Source organism: Mesorhizobium metallidurans STM 2683 (assembly GCF_000350085.1).
GTDB classification, from domain to species: domain Bacteria; phylum Pseudomonadota; class Alphaproteobacteria; order Rhizobiales; family Rhizobiaceae; genus Mesorhizobium; species Mesorhizobium metallidurans.
Genome location: NZ_CAUM01000078.1, coordinates 1 through 22,496, shown reverse-complemented (window position 1 = coordinate 22,496; position 22,496 = coordinate 1). Strand labels below are relative to the sequence as shown.

13 protein-coding genes and 1 pseudogene are annotated in these 22,496 nt (G+C 59.1%); 4 read left to right on the top strand and 10 right to left on the bottom strand.

Translation table 11 applies throughout. The features are described 5' to 3' along the window. Positions 1 to 217: 217 nt before the first annotated feature. Entirely contained in the window at positions 218 to 1,555 is a 1,338-nt protein-coding gene (gene hemN, locus MESS2_RS13250) for an oxygen-independent coproporphyrinogen III oxidase (RefSeq protein ID WP_008874818.1), read from the bottom strand. A 202-nt stretch (positions 1,556 to 1,757) separates the two neighbouring features. Further along, on the bottom strand, positions 1,758 to 2,225 hold the full coding sequence (locus MESS2_RS13245) for a Ros/MucR family transcriptional regulator (protein WP_008874817.1): 468 nt from the start codon (positions 2,223 to 2,225) through the stop codon (positions 1,758 to 1,760). Positions 2,226 to 2,767: 542 nt separating this feature from the next. Here MESS2_RS13245 and MESS2_RS13240 point away from each other — a divergent pair. Next, the gene (locus tag MESS2_RS13240) at positions 2,768 to 3,805 is read left to right on the top strand and encodes a cytochrome-c peroxidase (RefSeq protein WP_008874816.1); all 1,038 of its coding nucleotides are present in this window, start codon (positions 2,768 to 2,770) and stop codon (positions 3,803 to 3,805) included. Between the two features lie 229 nt (positions 3,806 to 4,034). On the opposite strand, the gene tdh is transcribed toward MESS2_RS13240, so the two are convergent. Continuing rightward, positions 4,035 to 5,069, bottom strand: coding sequence for an L-threonine 3-dehydrogenase (gene tdh / locus MESS2_RS13235; protein WP_008874815.1), 1,035 nt, complete (start codon positions 5,067 to 5,069; stop codon positions 4,035 to 4,037). A gap of 165 nt (positions 5,070 to 5,234) precedes the next feature. On the opposite strand from tdh, the pseudogene MESS2_RS34110 reads away from it, so the two are divergent. Beyond that, a pseudogene (locus MESS2_RS34110) lies at positions 5,235 to 5,482 on the top strand (IS630 family transposase); the annotation flags it as partial. A 257-nt stretch (positions 5,483 to 5,739) separates the two neighbouring features. Here the strand turns inward: MESS2_RS34110 and MESS2_RS13225 are convergent. The 3 genes from MESS2_RS13225 to MESS2_RS13215 form a co-directional block, all read right to left on the bottom strand. Further along, complete coding sequence (locus MESS2_RS13225; protein WP_008874813.1) at positions 5,740 to 6,732, bottom strand: adenosine kinase; 993 nt, start codon at positions 6,730 to 6,732, stop codon at positions 5,740 to 5,742. Positions 6,733 to 6,840: 108 nt separating this feature from the next. Further along, positions 6,841 to 8,016, bottom strand: a complete 1,176-nt coding sequence (gene metK / locus MESS2_RS13220) for a methionine adenosyltransferase (RefSeq protein WP_008874812.1) — start codon at positions 8,014 to 8,016, stop codon at positions 6,841 to 6,843. Between the two features lie 54 nt (positions 8,017 to 8,070). After that, a complete protein-coding gene (locus tag MESS2_RS13215; protein WP_040592938.1) occupies positions 8,071 to 9,408 on the bottom strand; it encodes a serine hydroxymethyltransferase in 1,338 nt (445 codons plus the stop codon). A 2,374-nt stretch (positions 9,409 to 11,782) separates the two neighbouring features. Between MESS2_RS13215 and MESS2_RS13205 the strand changes: the two genes are divergently transcribed. Next, a complete protein-coding gene (locus tag MESS2_RS13205; RefSeq protein WP_157357698.1) occupies positions 11,783 to 13,315 on the top strand; it encodes a hypothetical protein in 1,533 nt (510 codons plus the stop codon). A 460-nt stretch (positions 13,316 to 13,775) separates the two neighbouring features. On the opposite strand, the gene MESS2_RS13200 is transcribed toward MESS2_RS13205, so the two are convergent. The 4 genes from MESS2_RS13200 to MESS2_RS13180 form a co-directional block, all read right to left on the bottom strand. Next, entirely contained in the window at positions 13,776 to 14,285 is a 510-nt protein-coding gene (locus tag MESS2_RS13200; protein WP_040592936.1) for a tetratricopeptide repeat protein, read from the bottom strand. A 58-nt stretch (positions 14,286 to 14,343) separates the two neighbouring features. Next, positions 14,344 to 16,395: a type III secretion system export apparatus subunit SctV gene (gene sctV / locus MESS2_RS13195; RefSeq protein ID WP_008874801.1), complete on the bottom strand. Its 2,052-nt coding sequence runs from the start codon at positions 16,393 to 16,395 to the stop codon at positions 14,344 to 14,346. 232 nt (positions 16,396 to 16,627) lie between these two features. Further along, on the bottom strand, positions 16,628 to 17,518 hold the full coding sequence (locus MESS2_RS13190) for a SctD/MshK family protein (protein WP_008874799.1): 891 nt from the start codon (positions 17,516 to 17,518) through the stop codon (positions 16,628 to 16,630). A gap of 402 nt (positions 17,519 to 17,920) precedes the next feature. Further along, the gene (locus tag MESS2_RS13180) at positions 17,921 to 18,265 is read right to left on the bottom strand and encodes a hypothetical protein (protein WP_040592943.1); all 345 of its coding nucleotides are present in this window, start codon (positions 18,263 to 18,265) and stop codon (positions 17,921 to 17,923) included. A 1,933-nt stretch (positions 18,266 to 20,198) separates the two neighbouring features. Here MESS2_RS13180 and MESS2_RS13175 point away from each other — a divergent pair. Beyond that, a complete protein-coding gene (locus MESS2_RS13175) occupies positions 20,199 to 22,127 on the top strand; it encodes a hypothetical protein (RefSeq protein WP_244439981.1) in 1,929 nt (642 codons plus the stop codon). Positions 22,128 to 22,496 lie beyond the last annotated feature (369 nt).

Sequence of the window (22,496 nt, the reverse complement as noted above, 5' to 3'; positions counted from 1 at the left end):
TATTCATAGGCACAGATGTCGACCGGCCGGGCATCTCGCAAAACCAGTGACCGTTATATGACTGTGACGCGTTGTGGGCGGCACGCTCGTCCATTCGGGAAGGTCAAACACTTCAATCCGCGCAGGGGCGCCGTGACCGGGGCCTGCGGCAGTTTTACGAGCGTGCCGTTTGGCACGAGCTTATCGCTTTGGCGCCCCTCACGCTGCTTGGCTGTGCTTATGGGACAACCCGGTCGAGAAAAGCATCGAATGCGGCAGCAACAGCACGACTCACGAAGCGATGCTCCTGCCGCACTCGGATGAAACCCTTTTCGATGTCCACTATCCCATCCTCAGCCAGCTTCGCCAAGCGTTCAGCAGCCGAATCGAGAAGGCGAGTTGGATCGAATCCATAGGCGGCACAAATTGCCGGCACATCGGCCTGCAAATCGCACATCAGCCGCTCTATGATCGCGGCTCGCACGCGGTCTTCGTCTGTCAGCCGGTAGCCTTTTGACGTCGCCAGACGGCCAGCTGCTATGTGCCGGCTGTAGGACTCACGTGTCACCTCGTTCTGGACGTAACCCTCGCCGACCCGTCCGATAGAGGACGCGCCGAAACCGATCAGGGTTTTGCAGGTGTCGGCCGAGTAACCCAGCGAGTTACGCCGTAGCCGACCGCTGGTCTGCGCCAGCGTAAGTTCGTCGTCCGGCAACGCGAAATGGTCGAGGCCGATCTCTTGGTAGCCGGCGGCAACCAGCGTGTCTGCCACGGCCGCAGCCTGTTCGGCGCGGGCAACGCTGTCCGGCAGCGCTGTCTCCTCGATCAGGCGCTGATTCTTTATGACGGACGGAATGTGCGCGTAGCCGAACACCGAAAGCCGGTTGGGGCGCGTGGCGACCGCCGCCGTCGCGGTCTGGACGCAGGACTCTACCGTCTGATTCGGGAGACCGAAGATCAGATCGAAGTTGATGCGGCGTACTCCATGCCGACGCAGCTCTTCGACGGCAGCGGCCGTCTGCGACTCGCTCTGGACCCGGTTGATCGCTTTTTGAACAATGGGATCAAAGCTCTGCACCCCGAGGCTCGCGCGGTTCACGTTGGCTGCTCCCAACGCTTCGGCGATCTCGGCCGTGAACGTGCGCGGGTCAATTTCCACGGCGATCGTAGCGGGTTCCCTGAACGCGAAGCAGCGGCGCAGGAGTTCGATCATGGCCAAGAACTCCGCTGCCCCGATCAGGGTCGGGGTTCCACCGCCGAAATGCACGTCGTTCACGACGAGCCCCTGCTGCACTTGCTCCGACACCAAACGGATCTCGTCACGCAGAACGGCCAGATAGTTGAGGATCGGCGCCTGATTCCCGGTTATCGTGGTCGGGAAGCCGCAATACCAGCAACTCGATCGGCAGAACGGAATGTGGAGATAGAGCGACACCGGATCGTCAGCCGGCAGACCTCTTAGCCATTCCTCATAGCTTTCGGCCCCGACGCTGGCGGTGAACTCCGGCACAGTCGGATAGATGGTGTACCAAGGCAGGAGAGCCTCGCGATATTCTTTCAGGATAGAGGTCTGCAACAGTTTCCGTCCCAGGCTGAAAAGTGGTCCTTTTACCGCTGCGGTCTCCTGTGTCTCTGCGCTATGTCAATTCCATTCCGCTCCGCGGCGTGCAATCACACCATCTGCACGGAAAAGGCGGGACTTGATCCCGCCTTTTCGATGTTTCGCTCACATCATGCCGATCGAGCCGCCAGCCCACAACGAGTCTGGATGGAGGAAGTCACGCTGGTACCTTCTTTCTAGATCGCTTCTCGGGCGCCGAGACTTCAGGCTCTTTTGGTTTGCGGCCGAGTCCCATTGTCTTGGCCAACGCAGAGCGCGCAGCCGCATAGTTCGGCGCGACCATGGGATAGTCCGCCGGCAGACCCCATTTGGCGCGATATTCATTAGGGGTCAGCCCGTAATGGGTCGCCAGATGACGCTTTAGCGATTTGAATTTCTTGCCGTCCTCAAGGGAGATAATGTAGTCCGGCGTCACCGATTTTCTGATCGGGACCGCCGGCGTCAACACCGTCGGCTCTTGTGCCGAGACGCGACCGGCCGCCGTGCCTTTCAAAGCTTCGTGCACTTGGCCGATCAGGGCAGATAGGTCCCCCACCGGAACGGGATTGTTGGAAACATAGGCTGAGACAACATCTGCGGTAAGCTGGATGAGGTTGTCGATGTTTTTGAAGTCTTCTTCTGGCATGAAACTCTCCGGGGGATTGGTCTGCGGAGCGTCGCTTCTAGTGGTGATTTCCGATGAAGGCAACAAATCTCGCGACAGGATTGTTCGTTGCTCGTCCAACATTGAGGTCTATAGCGCCACATCACGCTGTCGTGACACTGATCTGCGCGGTAACCGCTTTCCATAACTGCGCCAGTATCCGCCGTTCAGTCCCGATCTCGACCGTTTGATCTGCAAAAGGAAGACGCAGAAAGCTTGTAAAGCACCATGAGCCGTGCACTCGCTGGGAGCAGAAAACCTTGCGCGTATGAAACAGGTTGGCGTTGCGGCAGCATATGGCGACAGGCCACGGAACCGACCAAACCCTCAGGCGAACAAACAGCGATTGCGCGCACCCACCATTGGAATCCGCCGTCGGGCGATGAATACACCGCAGTCACTGATTCCGCCGCTCGATTGGCTCGGTCGGCAGGCACGATTCCCTCGATCCGCTGATCTAGCGCAGGGCGTTCGCAGGCCGCATGTGGAGAATGGTTTCCGTGCACATCGTAAGGACTCCATTTATGAAGATTCTATTCACTGCGATGGCTGTTGCGCTGGTGGCAGCCACAGCTTTTGCTGCGCAGTTCATTCCGCCAGACCTCAGAGAAACGGCACTGGCCACCTTCGAGCCCTTGCCATTCACGCCGGCGGTCACCAACAACCCGATCACGCCGGAGAAGATTGCCCTCGGCAAGGCACTGTTCTTCGATCCACGCCTCTCGTCCTCAGGCGTTTTCTCCTGCAACTCGTGCCACAACCTGGCCACCGGGGGCGACGACAATCATGAAACTTCGATTGGCCATGGTTGGCAGAAGGGGCAGCGCAACGCGCCGACGGTGTTTAACTCTGTCTTCAACAAATCACAGTTTTGGGACGGTCGCGCCGAAGACCTGAAAGCTCAGGCCAAAGGGCCGATACAGGCCGGTGTCGAAATGGCCAACACACCGTATCGAGTGGTCGAGACGTTCAAATCGATGCCGCAATATGTGGAGTGGTTCCATTCAGCTTTCCCGGAGGAAGCCGATCCCATCACTCTCGAAAACGTAGCCAATGCACTCGCAGACTACGAGGCGACACTGGTCACGCCGGGCCCCTTCGACGCGTTCCTCAATGGCGATGACACCGCCATCGGTCCCGAAGAGAAGCAGGGCTTGGCCCTTTTCATCGAAAAGGGCTGCTCGTCCTGCCATTCGGGTGTCAATCTTGGTGGGGAAGGCTATTATCCATTCGGCCTCGTTGAGAAGCCTAGCGCCGACGTTCTGCCGGAGAACGACAAGGGACGATTTGCCGTCACCAATGTACCAGAGGATTCCTATGTTTTCCGCGTGCCGTCGCTGCGCAACGTAGCAATCACCGCGCCATACTTTCATTCGGGCAAGGTCTGGGACCTGAGACAGGCGGTCGCTATTATGGGCACCACCCAGCTTGGCCAAGAGCTAACGCAAATCGAAATCGATCGGATCGTTGCCTACCTTCATTCGCTGACCGGAAAGCGACCGGAGATCACATATCCCATCTTGCCGACTGAAACGCCCACAACACCTCGGCCTCGATCCTAGGCATTGGGAAAGCAGACGATCGCGTCGGGGCCTGTGAGCATTCCTTGACCGATCTGGGCGAATTGCCACAAGCGTCGTCCGATTGGGCCGCGATACGTCGCCGACGATTGAGCAGCCACGTTGGGGGAGGAGCCACTGCTTTGCACCAGCGATGCCCCTCGCGGGGAGATCGAGCAGGCCAAGGTGGTGTCCCGTCAGCACCTCCGCAAAGTCACGCCGGCCAATCGCCCTACCAGTCCATCACCACCTTGCCCGAGCTGCCGCTCTTCATCGCCTCGAAACCGGCCTGAAAATCATCGATGCCGATGCGGTGCGTTATAAGCCCTGAGACATCCAGCGGTCCCTGCACAAGCGCGATCATCTTGTACCAGGTCTCGAACATCTCGCGGCCGTAGATGCCCTTGAGATGCAGCATCTTGAAGATGACCTTGTTCCAGTCGATCTCGAAGCCGGTCGGCGCAATGCCCAGAATGGCGATCTTGCCGCCATTGTTCATGGTGTCGATCATGTCGCGGAAGGCGGGTGCTGCGCCTGACATTTCGAGGCCGACGTCAAAACCGTCGGTCATGCCGAGCGCCGGCATGACGTCGCGCAGCTTTTCCTTCGAGGCGTCGACGACATGCTGGACGCCAAGCTTTTTCGCCAGCGCCAGCCGCACCGGGTTGATGTCGGTGATGACCACCTTTCGCGCGCCGACGCATTGCGCCACCAGCGCGCCCATGATGCCGATCGGACCTGCGCCGGTGACCAGCACGTCCTCGCCGACGAGGTCGAAGGAAAGTGCGGTGTGAACCGCATTGCCCAGGGGATCGAAGATTGCGGCGATCTCGTCGGGCACGTCGTCGGGGATCGGCACGACGTTGTGCTGCGGGATCGCCAGATATTCACCGAAGGCGCCCGGCCGGTTGACGCCGACACCGAGCGTGTTGCGGCACAGATGCCCCCTGCCCGCCCGGCAATTGCGGCAATGGCCGCAGACGATGTGGCCTTCGCCCGAAACACGCTGGCCGATCTTGTATTCGGTGACCGCCGCACCGAAGTCGGCGACCGTGCCGACGAATTCATGGCCGGTCACCATCGGCACCGGCACGGTCTTCTGCGCCCACTGGTCCCAATTGTAGATGTGGACGTCGGTGCCGCAGATCGCGGTCTTCTTGATCTTGATCAGAACGTCGTTCGGGCCGATTTCCGGCACCGGCACTTCTTCCATCCAGATGCCCGGCTCGGCCTTGGCCTTGACCAGCGCCTTCATCATGTTCGACATCAGAATCTCCTTACACCTATGGTGATTGCGCTTTTCGCGATCCCTTGGATTAGCCTGCACAACGGAAGTTAGGCTCCTAGAGCACGTCCTGTGATCGTTGAATCGACTGTGATGTGACGGCTGCGTTCTGGGTTGATTCAACATCCACCGGGATGGAGGTGGACGATGGGAAGAGCATTGAGCGGGACATTCGGTCGCGGGTCTCGAAGGCTTCGGACGAGGGCATGTTGGCGCCGCAAGCGGTGGCGCCGTTCAGCGTAGGAGGGTCCAGCGCGATCCGCTGGATTGTGCGGGCGAAGATCGGTGAGCTGGGCGCCAGGCCCGCAAGGCTGCCGCCGCCGCTTCCAGCCTCGACGCATGTAGCCTTCATCGTCGGGCCGATCGAGGAGGGCAGGGACGTCACGCTGAACGATCGTTGTCTTCAAAGAACATAGTCCGGGTACTTGGGGTGGAGCTCTGAACGACTTGCGCCAAACGTCGGCATGGTGATGATCAAGATCGCCCCGAACTGCTACCCGCAGGTGCGACAAGGTCCTGAGCCTCGATAATCAGAAACTTCAAAGGAAAGCCATCTTTCACGGACGGGCATACGACATTTCAATTTACACACGCTTGCCTCGACCGCCTGCACGAGGGGAGGAGGCCAGCACGTCGCGGAAGTGCCCAGCCGCTACAACAACCCCGCCTGCTCAGCCTCGTGGCGCAGATACTGCCGCGGCCTTGGGCCGATCTGCTGGATGACCAGTCCGGCGGCCAGCGAGCCGAGATCGCCGCACTCCTTCAGGCTGCGCCCTTGCGTATAGCCGTAGAGGAAACCGGCGGCGTAGAGGTCGCCGGCGCCGGTGGTGTCGACCAGTTCCCGGATTTTCGTCGCATCGATGGTGACGGTCTCGTCGCCGCGCACGATGACCGAGCCCATTTCCGAGCGGGTGACGGCGGCGATCTTGCAGTCCTTGCGGATCTGGGCCAGCGCCTCGTCGAAGGAGGCGGTCTGGTAGAGCGACTTGATCTCGTGGCTGTTGGCAAAGACGATGTCGACGGTGTCCGAGCGCATTAGGTCCAGAAACTCGTCGCGATAGCGGTCGACGCAGAACGAATCCGACAGCGTCATCGACACTTCGCGGCCAGCGGCATGCGCAAGCTTCGCCGTCTGCCGGATCGCTTCCTTGGCGCGCGGCGGGTCCCAGAGGTAACCTTCGAAATAGGTGACCGCCGCCCCCGAAGCCTTGTCTGCCTCGACGTCCTCCGGTCCGAGTTCGACGCAGGCGCCGAGATAGGTGTTCATTGAGCGCTCGCCGTCGGGCGTGACGAAGATCATCGAGCGCGCCGTCGGCGGCTCGCCATTGAGCGGCTTGGTGTCAAAGGCGACGCCCTGCGCGTGGATGTCATGGGCGTAGATTTCGCCGAGCGCATCATTCGAGACCTTGCCGAAGAAGGCGGCGCGACCGCCGAAGCTGGCGACGCCCGCTGCCGTGTTGCCGGCGCTGCCCCCGGAGGCTTCGATGGCCGGGCCCATGCGGCTGTAGAGCAGCTCGGCGCGCCTCGTGTCGATCAGGTTCATCGCGCCCTTGATGATGCCGTTGGTCTCCAGGAATGCCTCGTCGCACTGGGCGATGATGTCGACGATCGCATTACCGATACAAAGCACGTCATAGTTCGGCATCTATTCATATCTCCGCCAAAAACCCACCCTCTGCCGCGCCGGGCGCGGGCGGGTTTTTGCAGGTGTGGAATGGAGTTGCCGTATGCCGCTGCATCCAACATCGGCGCATCACGCTGCTGCCGGTCCTGCCTCACGCAGCAGGTCCTCAGCTCTGTCCGTCCTTTCCCACGTGAACTCCGGCTCTTCGCGGCCGAAGTGTCCGTATGTCGCGGTTTTGCGGTAAATTGGGCGTAAGAGATCAAGCATCTTGATGATGCCTTTCGGCCGGAGATTGAAAAGCTCAAGAACGACGCGCTCGATCCTTTTTTCGTCGATCTTTGCGGTTCTGAAGGTATTGATCAGGATAGACACCGGCGCGGCCACACCGATCGCGTAGGCAAGCTGAACCTCGCAGACATCGGCAAGGCCGCTTGCAACGACATTTTTTGCGACGTACCGCGCCGCATAGGCGGCCGAGCGATCAACCTTGGACGGGTCCTTGCCCGAAAAGGCGCCGCCGCCGTGACGCCCCATCCCACCGTAGGAATCGACGATGATCTTGCGTCCGGTGAGCCCGCAGTCGCCGCGCGGCCCACCGACCACGAACCGGCCTGTTGGATTGACCAGGAACCTTATCCCCGTCGTATCCAAGTCGGGGGGCAAGACCGGCCTTATGATCTCCTCAATGACGCCTTCGCGGACCGTGGCTTGTGAGACCTCCCCGTCATGCTGCGTCGACAGGACTATGGTATCAATCGCCACGGGGCGCAGACCTTCATAGCGGACGGAGACTTGAGATTTCACATCAGGGCGCAGCCAGCTAAGCCGTCCCGTTTTCCGCACCTCTGCCTGTCTTTTTGTCAAATCGTGAGCGAGTTGGATTGGCACCGGCATCAATGTTTCGGTCTCGTTGCATGCGTAACCGAACATGAGTCCTTGATCCCCAGCTCCCTGCTCGAGATCCTGCCCTCGTCCCTCGTCGACGCCCTGGCTGATGTCGGCCGATTGCTCGGTTAGGGCCAGGACCACCGCGCAACGCCGACCGTCAAAGCCGATGGCATCGTCGTCATATCCAATATCCAAAATGGTATCGCGGGCAACTTGGCTGTAATCGATCTGCGCATGGCTGGTGATCTCGCCAGCCAGAACGACCAATCCCGACTTCACCAACGCTTCACAAGCGACGCGAGCCTCAGGATCCTTACGAAGGATCGCATCGAGGACGGCATCTGAGATATTGTCGGCCATCTTGTCGGGATGTCCTGCGCCGACGGATTCGGAAGAGAACACGAATTGCCTGGTCATGAAATGTCCTCGCTTCAGATGTTGTAGTTAGGTGTGACACTTGATTTGGCCGTCTTACCTGTCGGGCATGCCAGGGACGTCGAACGCGGCGCAGAAGTCGGCAACGTCTCTCCGCACGCAGGCATGGACGTCCGGATCATCGGGCTGGCGGCAAACCAGGTCGATGAAAGCGGCAATCTGCACCATTTCCGCCTCGCCCATGCCCACGGACGTTACCGCTGGCGTCCCTAAGCGGATGCCGCTTGTGAGCGCCGGATGCCGCCAGTCGCCCGGCACCATATTGAAATTTGTAATGATACCTGCTTGCGATAACCGCTCGGCATAGGCTTTGCCGGACAGCGGCCGGTCCCGAAGATCAAGGATCAGCATGTGATTGTCAGTCCCCCCGGTAACCAGGTCATAACCCCGCTCCAGAAGCGCCTGGGCCAGAGCCTTGGCGTTCTTAACAATCTGCTGACCGTAGACACGGAAGGACAGGTTCGCTGCTTCGTGCAGAGCGACAGCTAGCGCGGCGATAGTATTCATGTGCGGTCCGCCCTGCAGGAGAGGGAACACGGCACGGTCTATGCGTTTGGCAAGATTGTGGTTGCTTTTCGAATGGTAGAGCGCCTGATAACGGTCTTCATTCCTGGACAAAATGAAGCCACCGCGGGGGCCCCGGATCGACTTGTGAGAGGTGCTGCTGACCACATCGCAATGGCGCACGGGGTTCGGATGCACTCCTGCGACAATTAGGCCACTGATGTGGGCGATGTCGGCCACCAGATAGGAGTTCACCTCCGAAGCGATTTCTGCCATTGCCGCGTAGTCAAAAATGCGCGGATAAGCAGTTCCGCCGACCCAAATTAGCTTCGGGCGTTCCCGCTTGGCCGTCTCGCGCAAGCGGTCATGGTCAATCTGCTGCGTCTTTTCGTGCAGCCCGTATGGGACTCGCTGATAATCGGTGCCGGAGAAGTTGACTGCCCAACCGTGAGTCAGATGGCCGCCACTGGGAAGAGGCAGGCCCATCATTTTGTCCCCCGGACTCAACAGTGCTCGATAGATAGCCTGATTGGCCGGCGAGCCGGAATATGGCTGGACGTTAGCGTGTTCACAGCCGAATAGCGCCTTCAAGCGCTCGATAGCGAGGTTCTCAAGCTCATCGACGATCTCGTTTCCGGCGTAATAGCGCGCACCGGGGTATCCCTCGGCATACTTGTTGGTGAAAATCGACCCGGTCGCTTCCAACACCGCGGAGGAGGCAAAGTTCTCGGAGGCGATAAGTTTGAGAGTTGTCCGCTCCTGGCGCTCCTGTCTTAGAAGCAGTTCGTGAACGCGACAATCTACGGCGGCAAGGTGAGGCCGCCCGTAAGTGTCGGGCTGCGTGATGGCGCCGCCGGCCGAATTGTCCATGGCAGTTTCGCGCTCCAATTGGACTAATCCTATTTCAAGACATGCAGCCGGTCCCCTTGGACCGCGCGCCTTGTATCGCTTCCAGGCGTTTTAGGTCTTGTCTGTGATAGCCATCGCCGTGGGGCAGAAGATCGACCAACAGTTGAACTAGGCCACCATCCCTTCCTGCTGCTTCGAGATGGTACGAGGGCCGCGGACGTTGTTCGTTGCCGAGAAATCCGGCTCTGGCGAGCTGTCGGACATGTCCCATAACGTGCTCGCGGGGCAAAGCCAGAACTTCTGCCAGCTCGCAGACGGTGAGGTCCGCATGCGCGCAAAGTCCCAGGATCCGAAGCCGATCAAGATGAGCAGCCGCCCTTAGGCTCCTGACCAGTTTCATCATCGGTTGGGCAGTCGTCCTATTGCTTCCGTCCATTTAGCGTCCTCCAGGCCTTTCAGAGGCAATTTTCTTGTCCGCTCGACCGCATGGCACTCGTTTCCCCGGCCAACGTGGGTGCTCTTGCCGGCATTGCTTAAACCCGAGCTGAAGGTTTTTGGCTCGGTACACGGCGCCACGGTCTCGAACCCACTTGCGTCAGATGAAAGGATAACCATTCCCAGCGGTTTGGAGTGCTAAGAGTCTACGATTTTCTTTGAAGGATCTGTTGCAAGCAGGCCATCGGATAAGATTGGCGGCTGGTCCGATGAGGATAAAATACAGCCCCACCATTGGCCCCATTGCTTGCGATCGTCTCAGCATTCAGGAGTTCTGGTCGACCCTTGAGGAGCATCTCGTTGCGGCGGCCGCCCAGAACGTTGCCTGTGAGGACCTGGGTCCGACGCGACAGGGGCGATGGTGCCCGGCGCTTGCCTGAACAGCCAAGTGTGGCGTTCATCCGCGTCGCTCAGGTAGGCTAGGGCAACCGGCAAGATGATCGCGCCACTCAGTGGCTGCCAGTCTGAGTCCTTCCTGAGGGTCTGGTCGATTCCAGTCGAGCCGCACCTGCTGGTCACGGTGGTGTGTGTCGCCCGTCGAGCTGCGGAATCAATTGGGAGTGTTCCTTCTTCCATCCGACCGCAGTGATCGGTCAGTCCCACAGCCAAGGTTCGCGTTTTCGCGGCCGAACTGCAGAGCTCTGGCCAAAGCCAGCTGCGCTGCGCCGTTTCCGAAACGTCTAGTCACATTTGCGAAGTGCGTGTTGGAATTGGTGACTCCGTGACACATTATCGCCACCGTTTAGCCGCGGCGTTGTCCCAATCTTCCACGAGATAGCCGTCGTTGCCCTGAGACGGTTCGGTCTGGCACCGGCTCAAACCAGCCCCCCGCTCAAGGGTCAGTGCCGGATCGAACCACCCTGCATCTCTTCTGAAAAAATCGGGTGCGACGCCCCGAAAAGCAGATGTCAGGGATCCGAGGCAAGCTGACCGCGTCATTCAATTAGGGCCGCCTAACGCGGCCGCATTGTACCGCCGCTCCGCTAAGACGGGGCTGTGCGGCGCCGCCAGTGTAATCGCTGAATGCCAAGCCGCTTATTGCGGAACTTAACGTACACAACTCGGGCCGCAGTGAGCCGCATCCTGATCCTGACCGCTGATGCTTAGGCTAGGTCGCACCGTCTTTAGTGCATCCGGGAGAAGCCCCTTCGTCAGCTAGACGTCAGCCACACGGCCTATCAAACCTGCCGCGCCTATTCAGGCTGAACTCAATGCGAAACATGGGGTGCGGACATAATGTATGGTCGAACTGCTGGCTCGTTCCTATTTTCACTGGCCCAATTGGTGAAGCTAACGAAACAAATCAGTTGCTGGCCATCGAGCAAAAATGCCGGAAGGGATTTGCGGAACCGTTCGTTCGGCCGGATGCACCTAGCCGGTGCAGGTTCCAGTGGCAGCCTATCGGCGTCACGGCGAGCAACGGTGCCTGTGAAAGGCGGTGTGCGACCAACCCGCTCCTAATCTCCGCAAACTTGAGAGCAATACCCAACCCATCAAGTTTCGGGGTGCAAGCCCTGAGGCACTGGGCTGAGCGACATCAGCCCTCAACGTCATGACAGCCTATTGCCGAGGAGATGGAATATGACGGGCCTTGGCCGAACTAGGAGATCGCGCATTGGGAATGCTGGGGCCGGATCGAGCAGTTCACGCTTGGAATCAGGTGGTATCCGTGGGGAGCCCACCGGATGCGTTCTGTGCCTCGATAGAACGACGTCATCCGTCCCCAATGCACGAAGGTCTTCGCTGGCCCGGCTGCTACACCCCGGATCCTGGATACTGCGCTACGTGCAATCTCGGGGCCAGGCGCAGGTACTGAGCAGCGACGCCGTTTTCGCTCAGTGTCGGGGCGTGGAGCCGCAACGCCGGTCACACTGCTTCGGGTATGGTCGGTGCCACTCCCGTGACCGACGAAGATGTCACCGCAGCAAGGCGACGAATGCAAGGCCTGCTTGACGAACTCCGAGATTGCCGTGATGCGGCCGGGCAGGCCCAGGACTCGGAGAAGAAGCAAGAGCTGCGCGATCGGGTCGTTGATGCAACCTCGGCGGTTCTGGGCTGCCGAGCGAGCCTGCCCTTGTCTGTAGCGCGTAGCATTCTGTCCGACAATCAGGCCCGTCGACTCCGCGATCATGCCCTTTGCGTGGGGGACAAATGCAACGCAAAAGGCTCCAGTACTATCTCCTCCCTGGAAGCGCATAGGAACCGTGCGGCTAAAGTGTTCACGCTGCTCCAATCCAACGCCACACGCGACCAGCTGAGCCAAGCCGCTTCCACCGTGGCGACGCACTATGCGGCCTGCATGGAGTGGTGGCAAAAGAAGGCACGCCGCTGCGAAATGATGCGCTCCGTCTGCGCCGCCACTGCCAACTTACCAGGTGCAACAGCCGAGATGCGGCAAGTCGAGCAGGCCGCGCTGCGGCTGCGCGCCGGCTGGGCGCTGAATACCAAGTTCATGCATCTGCAATCTCGGATCGCTCTCGCGCGGGTTACGATTGAGCCGCAGGCGAGCACGTTCGAAGCACGCGCCAGGGAAATTCTCATTGGTGAGAACGAGCAAGTGCGTCTGCTGGGAACCTTCATGGGCGACGTCTTTCCGGCATTCCTCTCGACGGGCGACGCTGTTCTGCGCAGCAATGGGCGCCCACTCGACGCACATCACTGCGCTGTTTTGGAAGGAGTCATGGGGCGGCTTTCGGATTTTGCGACGGCCTTGCAGCACATTCGGACCAAACTAGACGATCACCAAGCAGGTGCCGACCTCCCATTGGAACATTTGGGCCAGATCGTGGACGATGCCAGGATCATTGCGCACGAGGTCATGCACTTCCTCGCGCTGCAGCCGAACGCGCCAGCCATCATCAAGCCGCCAGCTGGCGCCGGGGCTTCAGCCGCGCGGCAGCCGGAACCGCGAATCGTGGCGACCGTCAGCGACTCTGTGCCAGAAGCCAAGATTCTCGTGCGCTCGGATCCAGGCACGAAGAAGCTCGTGAGCGCGAATGAAGCGCATGCGAGTTGGGCGGCAGATTTGGAGATGTGGCAAGCCCCGGTGCCGGTGGAGGCCCTGAAGAAACTAGTCACACGGGCGGACAAACTTTTGCAGTTCGATCTGCCTGGTCCGGAAGCGCGCCAGATGAAGCCAGAGGACGCCGAAAACGCCGCGGGCACCTTGGTCGAGCTCCTGCAAACGCAGGTCACCGAGATGCAGGCCTGTCTCGCCGCACTGGATGACCCTCGTCGACGCGTCCTACTCACGCCTGCGCAAATGCAAGACGCGCACGACAAAACTGTCCGGCTCAACGTGATGTTGTCCGAGCCACAGAGACTGGCCAAGGCTTTGGGTAACGGAAAAGCCGCTATTTCCATCGATTGCATGAAGACTACCCCTTTCCCACGCAGAAGTGGCTTGAACACTTGGCGGCGGCCAAGGAGTTGAAGCCTGCGGATCGACCTCGACGCGTCTCGCTCGGCTGCGCGACGCCATGATCGTAAGCAGATGCCGATAAACGATGCGGTGCTTTGAGGTTCGAAGGCCCAGCAGTTCGGCACGGCTCCTAGAAGGACGCACAGCTAAAGCTGCCGCGCCGCGACGATCTTGCTTGCGGGTCAGCCTCACAGTGAGGGCATCGAGTATCTCTCTTCAAGAGCGACCGCGTCACCTTTCGTTCCCAGGCCTTTGTGGCCCTCTTGCGTTGCGTGCCGGCAAACGCCCACAAAACGAGCTGCTGAGCTGAGCTTCTGGTGATGCTCCGACATCAGTCTTGGCCAATGGCAGTAGCTGGCGGTTGCCACTCGATGAAATAAGAGCCGGATTGCGAGGCTCTGATATGTGCATGCAATGCGGTGCATGTGCACAGCTAGGCGGACCGCGCCAACGCACTCCGTCCGGACTTCCTTCAAAGCGTAAGCGACAGGTTGAGATTGTGCTGCACCATCTCATTCCCAGGCTCTGTTTCGAGAGCTTGCCGATACAGCACCTGTGCTGCGTCATGCCGCCCATCAAGGTCCAAGATCACTCCCTTCGCGTTCAATGCGCGCAAATTTCCTGGGGCCGCAACCAAGACCGTGTCGACTACGTGAAGCGCCTCATGCGCGCGCTTTTGGGCCACCAACGCATTCGTAAGACGGATCGCCGCATCGACATTGTCCGGGTGCTGCTTCAGCTCATCGCGCAAAGCCCGCTCTTGAGCATCCTGGCCGACTGCCCGCAAGATGCGTTCGCGCATAGCCGGATCGATTTGCTTGGCGTTGAGCAGCTCTGGGGATGACGTCTCCTTCACTGAAAGAGCAGGCCTGTCCAAGCTGGCGCAACCGCCGAGAGGCAGCATTGCGAGTACAGAAAAGAGAAGTGAGTTCAGACGAAAAGACCTAAATGGTCTGACAACTGTATTCTTGTATGAATTCATGTTTGATCCTCAATTATAGCGGGGCGCTATTACTCAGTCGTTGCAAGGCGGATTGGATTTAATCTGACAGACCACTGATCAGTCCAGGCGGCAGTTTGACGGAACCGGCGGGTTTAATTGTAAAATCGGAGGCGAGCTCTTGATAAGACAGAACGGCAAGATCGATCCCGTTTCGGGTGAAAAAGCCGCGGACGAAGCGTCGAATATCCATTGAGGTTAAAACGACAGGGCGGGTCTGACCCGGTGCTGCGTTCGAAAGGATCTGACGCATCTGTGACAGCAGCGCTTCGCTTTGCCGATCCTCTAATACGAGGAAGGGACCTGCAGCCGAATCTCGAACTGCACTACGCATCACATCCTCACTCTCACGTTCGACGACCAAAGCGTGCACGATGCCCTCTGTATTGGCATAGCGGTGACAGATCTGCCGCTTCAAACCAGAACGAACATATTCCGTGAGCAGGGCGACGTTTTGCTCACGTTCACTCCACTCCGCCAACCCTTCCAAGAGAAGCCGCGTGTGGCGGATCGGGATGCCTTCATCCAGGAGCCGGCGCAGCACATCCGCAATCCGAGGGACCGGCGTGGTGCGCAGCACCTCCTTCACCAGATCAGAATAGTCCTGCTCCATTCGGCCTATCAATTGGCGGGTCTCCTGAATACCGACCAATCGCGGTGCGAAGCGGGTCAACGCTGTATGGATGCGCAACGCGAGGAATTCGCCAGGACCGTAATGCGTGATGCCGGCACCCTTGAGAGCCGGTGCATGGCTTTGGTCGGCCACGAGTCTGTCCGTTTTTGGATCACGCCGAAAGGGGATACCGCTCGATTTGATGTTCGCCACTTCGTCTTTGAGCACTAGCTGGCTCGGATCTAACACATCCTGTTCAACTGGCACGCCCTCGATGTCTATTCGAAACTGCGCCTCCAGCAACTGCTGGTCGACGGTGATAGGGATGGGGGGAACGACAATGCCTAGATCGGCTGAGACTAGTTGCGAAACGCGCGCAATCTCCTGCTGCAATTCGACTTGTTCGATCGCTTGCATCAGGTCTGGCGCAAGGAAGAAAGCGATCGGATATTCCTGCGCGGGCGCGGTTTGCTTTTGAGTGTCGCCTGCAGCTCCAGTTCTGGTATCGACAACATCGCCCTTGACAAAGCTTATCGCGGCGAAGATTGCGGCCAATATCAAAAAGACGGGCAGGGGAAAGCCAGGAACGAACCCCATTAAAACCAGGACGCAAGCTGCCACCCGCAATGGTCGCTTGCTGGCCGTGAGCTGATTCACTATTTCGGTACCAAGGTTGACCTTCGCCGCCCCAGTGACACGAGTGACGACGGTTGCCGCTGTAATTGAGAGCAGCAGGGCCGGAATCTGCGATATCAATGCGTCGCCTATCGTTAGCAGAGTATAGTGATGCAGCACATCGCCGAAGGACATGCCCTTCGAGAGCAGGCCGATCGATATTCCACCCAACATGTTGATGAAGATAACCACCAGTCCGGCGATGGAATCGCCCTTCACAAATTTCATCGCGCCATCCATCGCGCCGTAAAGTTGGCTTTCCTTCTCCAATGCGGCGCGCCGCCTGCGAGATTCGTTGGCATCGATGTGGCCGTTGCGTAGCTCTGCGTCGACCGCCATTTGCTTTCCCGGCAGAGCGTCGAGCGTGAAGCGCGCCGCCACTTCTGCTACGCGTTCGGCGCCCTTCGCCAGGACCATGAATTGCACCATGGTGACGACCAGAAATATGACGAAACCCACCACGATATTGCCCGAGATCACGAAATCGCCGAACGTATGGATGATGGCGCCTGCCTCCCCCTCGGCCAGGATCAGGCGCGTCGTTGCGACGGTGAGGGCCAGGCGGAATACCGTGGAAAGCAAAATGATGCCGGGCAAAGAGGAAAGATCAAGTGGAGTACTGACATACAGGGCAACCATCATCAGCAGGATGGCCAATCCCATATTGAATCCTATCAGCGCGTCGACCACCACGATCGGGATAGGCATGACCATCATAGCGATAGCCAGAAGCAGCATCAACGCGACCATTAGGTCCGGGTTGGCCGGCGAACGCTTGATGAAGTTACGCAGGACGTTGGCCATCGAGGCCCCTTTACGATCGCTTGAGAATTATTCTGCTACGCAGTGAAGCGTAGCATTCGAAGTCCGAGAGCCTCGTCCACATTGGGCGGCCCGCCAGCGGCAGGCTGTGCATGAGAACCAGAGACATGCGCGAAGTTGGCTGGTCAGCAGGTGTTTCAGTCTGTCCAGGTTTGTCGGTACCGGGCGCGGCAGAATGGTTGCTGGCCATACAATTCTGATTAGTAGGTGCGGACTAGTACGGGAGAGCAGCAAGGCGGCCATTACGGCTCAGCAGCACACGACCGTCCTCGATCCTGTCGACCGTCCACCCATCATCCAGAACGGCGCCAACAAAATACTTCTCACCATCTATGATAAGATACGGTTGTGGACCATGCCAAACGGCTTCAACTGCGATTGCGGATGGCGCCTTTTCGTCTTTTATGAGCACTCCATTGACCAGTGCTAGAGCGCCCTTGGTGCGATGATCGAACCACTGCTGGAGCTTCCGCCAACCGATGACTGTTTCAGACGTGACGGTACCCTCCGCAGTCACAGCACCCCTTGCCGAGCCGACCTTAACATTGAGTAGACCCGCCCTATCGACTGCCTCCTGCAGCTCTTTGGCCGCTGCCTCCGCAATCTGGTCGTTGGCGCGGTGATTGGTCCGCTTCGACTCATGATCGACACTGGGTGAATTGGGTCTCGATGCACCACCGTCCCCGTTATAGGAGAAAATGGCTGAGAGCGTACCGACCGCTAGAGAGCTGACCATTAGCATGGCCAGAACACGCATCGAGAGGCGTGGTATACCGATCGGACCACTTAGCACTTCATCCTGCACGGACCAGAGAATGGACATCTCGCCTGCGAGAACGACGGCAGGAAGTGGCACCACAGCGCAGTCGCCCGCGGCGATATTCCGCTTACCCTTGACGCTGAGTCCGGCTGCAAGCGCCTCGACCTCAATCAAGTTGCCAAGAAGAGTTATACGAAAATGATGCGATGCCAATCCTTGCTCGACGAAGATCATATCGGCGTCTAAGCCGCTGCCGATTAAGCTCGTTTCGAGAGCAGTCTTACCTGTCAATCCGCAATAGAGCCCCGACAGAACTTCGAAATTAAGAGAAACGGCGTCATTCAAGGATGACCTCCCGAACAAGAGAGAAGCCGCACGGCAATTGCCGTGCGGCTCATTTCGGTTCCACATCGCGCCACCTGGCGACGCGATCAGGGCTACCCTAGAGCCCCGCTTCCAACACTACTGAACGCGCTCGTCGGCCGCCTTCTTGATTGTGTTGAGGTTAGTCGTAACGGTGCGCAGCTGTATGCTCCTAGCCGTAGCCTCCAAGCTAACCGCCGTTAGCTCGGCGATTTGCGCCTGGAAAGCCGCATTCCCAGCGGTTTTGGTAGCTACGTCTGCAGCCATCGAAGTGCCAGTACCAGCCGCACTGGTAGCCGTACCTGCTTTACTCATATTGTTTTCCTTTCTGTTGAAACTGTGCCGTTACCACGGCACCCACCTCCTGACGCGGACCATCCAGCGTCAGGCATCCTCTTCAGTGTCTGCTAGCGCTTCGTCGGCATCAGCCATGGCATCGTTCAAAATAGTTAGCGCAACGGAGTGGAGAACTGTTTCGAAGGCTTCAGCTAGAGCTTGCGCTTCATCCCCAGAGATGGTCTGACTGTCCACCGGATCTTTCCCGCCAACCGGCTTGCTATCGTCGTCTTTCCCGCCAACCGGCTTGTTCGGGTCATCATTCCCGCCAACCGGCTTGTTGTGACCAGTTTGGCCAGTGGACGGGTCCTGTGGTTGGCTGTTCGGATCTCCACGTCCCCTACTGGCCAAGGAAACGATGTTGCCAACTCCACTCCCAATTCCCGCGATCATCAAGTACTCCTGCATCCGTTTCAATCGACGGCGACGCCCAAAAGATAATCTCGTCAAGCTACGAGCAGGAGCTTTCGAGAACCTGACGAGTCTGGACAAAAAAGCGGCTACCGGAAAATAATGATCGAGCAGGGTTCGGGCTCCTGCAAAGCGGTAAAGGTAGGCACTGCGCTCTGCAGCAGGAATAGGGCATGACAGGAGCCTGCCAGCCGCCGACATTCTTCCGATAAAATCCGAGGCTTCCTTGCTATGATATCATTGTATGGGGCCGCAACGCAGATATTCCCCGCTTTCTCGCGGTGGCGGGCTGAGGCCGCGATAGGCGAACTCCGAGCCCTTGCTTGGCCGGAGCGTCTTCGGATACCGACCTGCGCCAGAGCAAGCGGCAGTGTCGACAGCACAACTGTCCTTCCGGACGATATCTCACCAGCATCGGCAGATGCTGCTGAGGGCAGCGATGATCTGATCGCAGCAAACCCCCTTAGTGATTTCATTAGTAGCTGGCCGCGGGGGCGCATCACCGCACCCAGGTCACACCACCAACTTCGGGCTTTTCCGGCCCATGACGAACAAGAACGACCTTTCGCCTCCATTTGACAGCACGGCGCTCCTCCTTCTCGTCACACCGAGGAGCTCAGGCTCGCCGCCGAATCCAGCGAGATCCAAGGGCGTTGCTCCGCGGGGGATTGTGCGTGAATTCAGCCGATCAGAGCTGGAGAGCCGCAGAGGCAGCCCGTGTCAGCACGGCGATGTCTGTCCGCTCCAAAGCTCTGCATGCCACATACGTCGCTGTCACCTCGACGCTGTCTCAGGCTGGAACCGAGCCTGTGCCACAGCGTTTTGTCCCCTCACGTAACCCTAGATAAAGTGACAGCGTCTCCGCACCGGACGACCTGACCCGGCGCTTTTGCAGGCCGGTGTAGGCCCAGCGTGGTGTCGTCAATGGTTAAACGCTTGAGGTCGGATGTCGGCGTCCAGAAGAAACCTCCGTCAGCTAATCGTCAGCCAAGCGGTTTATCTAGACTTGCCGTGCCTAACCGACCTGAAGCCAACGGAAAGATAGCAGTGCAAATCCTGGCATAGCAATTGGTACCCGTCCGATCCGCACTAGACACGCATTGCGAAGCTGACGAGGCAAATCAGTTCGAGCCGGCGGCACAAAAGCAATCAGGAAGTCAAGGTTGTGGAGCGCGTTGCCGATGAGTTTTGCCGAAGCGGTTCAAGGCGGCAGCCGATCTTCGGCGTAAGTGGACGAAGAGCAGTGCCGGGAAACGGGAGCGTGCCAACTGACCTCCATGGGTTGCGATCGCGTGCGAGGCTGGCCGATCTTGGGCGTCTAGTGAAGATGCACGTTGGCCGTCGTGGGCCCCGGCTGACCGGGACGGCTGACGAAAAGATGCCGTTGTCTCCGAGACGTCATGCCACGTGCCATCTGGCGATTGCGCTCATCAATGCCTTGTTACACGAGGGTCTAGCGACATCGGCCCCAACGCATAGACAACACATTCTCGCCTAATAACGGAGACGGAATATGACGGGCATTGGCCGATCTGGAAGATCGCGGACTGAAAAGGGAGCCAGCAGTGCGGGGGAGGCGAGCAGTTCGCGCTCGCAATCAAGTCTAGCCCCTGGGCAGAGCGGCCAAGCGTTCCATGCCGTCGTGGAGCAGATGCGCTCCGTGAATATAGATAGAAGGACGCCCTCCGTTCGCGGTGCCGATGATGCCCTGCGCGACAGGCCGTCTGGTCCCGTGGTTGGCGTAGACCGAACCCTGGAACCTGCGCGGCATGCAGCTGGCGCGGCACGTCCAGGTCGTACGCGGCGGCACAGTGTTCACTCAATGTCGGAGGGTGAAGCCGCCCTGGCGCCGGTGGCCGGCCAGCCGACAACTTCGGCTGGGGCAGTCCCCACTTCCTTGTCACCACAGCAACGAATGAACGGTCTCCTTAAGGAACTGCTCGCTTGCCATGATGCCGCCCAGCAAACCCTCACGCAGGAAGAACCGATGGACCGGGTCGTCGTTGCAGGCTCAGCAGTTCTGGACTACCACGCGAGCCTGCCGCCAGCGTTGGCGCGGCGCATTATGCCCAACCGGGGGGTGGCGCGTCAATGCTGCGACATCGTGATTTCGGCGGTGGACAAGTACTACAATCTGACACTACCGACTTACAAAAAATTGGAAGCGAACAGGGATGCTCGGCTAAAACTGGTCAGGGAAACTCAATGCCCCCCGGCTAGCCTGGACCAGCTGAGCAATATGTACGCCAGCGTGGCGAAGGCGCATGTGGCTTGCATGGATTGGTGCGAAAAGAGGACATGGGGCTGCGAGCGGCAGCGGCTCGCCTGCGCCACCAATGCCAGTTTACCAGGTGAAACGGCCGAGATGCCGCAGGACGATCAGATCGCACTGCGGCGGGTCACGGGCGAGCTAATGTTTGCACAGTTCGGGCTATTAGAGGCGCGGGTCGATCTCGCGAATGTCAAAATTGAGTCGCAGGTGCGCACGTTTGAGCCATCCTTGAGGCCCCTCCTCATGTTTGAGGAGGGGCGGGTGCCTCTGCTGAAAACCTTCTTGGAGGACGTTGCTCCGGCATTCGCCTCGGCAGTACCTGCTGTTAGGGACAGCACGGGACGCCCACTCGACGCAGATCATTGCTCCGTTCTGGAGGGGATCGTGAAGCGGCTTTCGGAATTTGGATTGGCGTTACAGGACATGCGTGCCAACCTAAGCGATCACCGAACAGCTAGCGGCCTCCCATTGGAATTGTTGGACCAGATCGTGGAGGAGGTGTCGATCAATGCGGACCAGGTTGTGAGCCTACTGGCACTGCAGCCGAAGCCGCCAGCCATCATTGCACCACCGGCCGATACGAGCGCTGGAATACGGGCCGCAGCACCTAAGAAAGAGAAGAAGAAAGACAAGAGCAAGCAGGCCGCTGGCGCTCGCACTTCGGTCGCCGACGCTAGCAGATCGGCCGCCGGCCGATTGTCGCCGCAACTCGCTGGGGGTGTCAGAGACCCGGTGCCGGTAGCCAAGGTGCTCGTACGCACGGATTTAGGTACGAAGAAGCTGGTGAGTGCAGAGGAGGCGCAGAAGAGTGCGTCGTCGGCGGCAGCACGCTTGGCGACCTGGCAGGCCCCGACCTCGAAGGAGATGCTGACGCCACAACTGGCACGCTTGGCCGAACTCCTGCAGTTCGATCTGCCAGGCCAGCAAAAGCTCGTCTCGCAAGCGCGCCAGATGAGCCCCGAGGATGTTGAACACGTCGTCGACACTGTGGTCGAGCGCCTCCAGACCCAAGCCGCCGAGATGGAGGCCTGTGTGGCAGCCTTTAAGGAGCCTCGTCTGCGCCTCCTACTCTCGCCTGCGCAAATATCAAAGTTGCACGACGACACAGAACAGCTAAACAATATGTTGAGCCAGGCCCAGGGACAGGCGAAGTTTTTAAACGAGCAAAAGACCACTATTACGACCGATTGCATGAAGACCTACCCCTTTCCGTCGCAGAACTACCTTGAGCACTTGCGGGCGGCTGGGGAGTTGAAACCACCGGGTCCGCCGTGCGCGTTGAAAGGCGAGCCGGGCAATCTGTTCGAGATCGGGCTCCAGCACGAGGCGCTGAGCAATCGTGCGACGCCGAAACCGATGTGGGTCCACATCCATACGAAACGGCCGGTATATGCGCGCCAGTTGGCAATGCTGGACACCGCTGAGTTCGCCGCTTGCCACGTCAAGTCCCATCAACAGCGTGGCTTTAATCGGCAGTGGCAGGACGCCCGGGCTGCGATTGGTCACGAAAACATCGCGATCCACCGCGGCAAGCTCACCCCCGCATTCTGTAAGTCCTTGTTGACGACTTAGCGGCCATCCACGTCCATCTGGTTTCCGAGGCGGCAGCTTCGACGCAGGCTGTTCGGCAAGGGCCGCTAGGTAGGCATCTCGAGTATGCCGCTTGTGGTGCCCCATCAGTTGGGGTGCCAGATGGAGTAAATTAAAGCATTTCCGTCTTGAGCAAAAAACGGTAAATGCCGCGAGGTGCACGAGTTGCCGGCTACGCAACTCAACTACCGCAAAGAGACCGAGCGGCGCTGCCACGTTATCTGAGGATAGACGTGACAGCGCTCTCCGCGTCGTCCGGCTCCCTCCGAAATCAATCCGGAAGATCGTCCGGCGACGAGCGCGGAGCAGGCTCACCCGATCCGGTTGGCCGGCTTCAGCGGATCCAAACTC

What these genes read in the sequence shown, in the direction of transcription:
- sctV (WP_008874801.1), bottom strand. Translation starts at nt 16,395, where the DNA reads ATGGCCAACGTCCTGCGTAACTTCATCAAGCGTTCGCCGGCCAACCCG.
- metK (WP_008874812.1), bottom strand. Translation starts at nt 8,016, where the DNA reads ATGACCAGGCAATTCGTGTTCTCTTCCGAATCCGTCGGCGCAGGACAT.
- MESS2_RS13240 (WP_008874816.1), top strand. Translation starts at nt 2,768, where the DNA reads ATGAAGATTCTATTCACTGCGATGGCTGTTGCGCTGGTGGCAGCCACA.
- MESS2_RS13245 (WP_008874817.1), bottom strand. Translation starts at nt 2,225, where the DNA reads ATGCCAGAAGAAGACTTCAAAAACATCGACAACCTCATCCAGCTTACC.
- MESS2_RS13225 (WP_008874813.1), bottom strand. Translation starts at nt 6,732, where the DNA reads ATGCCGAACTATGACGTGCTTTGTATCGGTAATGCGATCGTCGACATC.
- MESS2_RS13180 (WP_040592943.1), bottom strand. Translation starts at nt 18,265, where the DNA reads ATGATCGCGGGAATTGGGAGTGGAGTTGGCAACATCGTTTCCTTGGCC.
- tdh (WP_008874815.1), bottom strand. Translation starts at nt 5,069, where the DNA reads ATGTCGAACATGATGAAGGCGCTGGTCAAGGCCAAGGCCGAGCCGGGC.
- MESS2_RS13200 (WP_040592936.1), bottom strand. Translation starts at nt 14,285, where the DNA reads ATGAATTCATACAAGAATACAGTTGTCAGACCATTTAGGTCTTTTCGT.
- MESS2_RS13215 (WP_040592938.1), bottom strand. Translation starts at nt 9,408, where the DNA reads ATGGACAATTCGGCCGGCGGCGCCATCACGCAGCCCGACACTTACGGG.
- MESS2_RS13175 (WP_244439981.1), top strand. Translation starts at nt 20,199, where the DNA reads ATGAACGGTCTCCTTAAGGAACTGCTCGCTTGCCATGATGCCGCCCAG.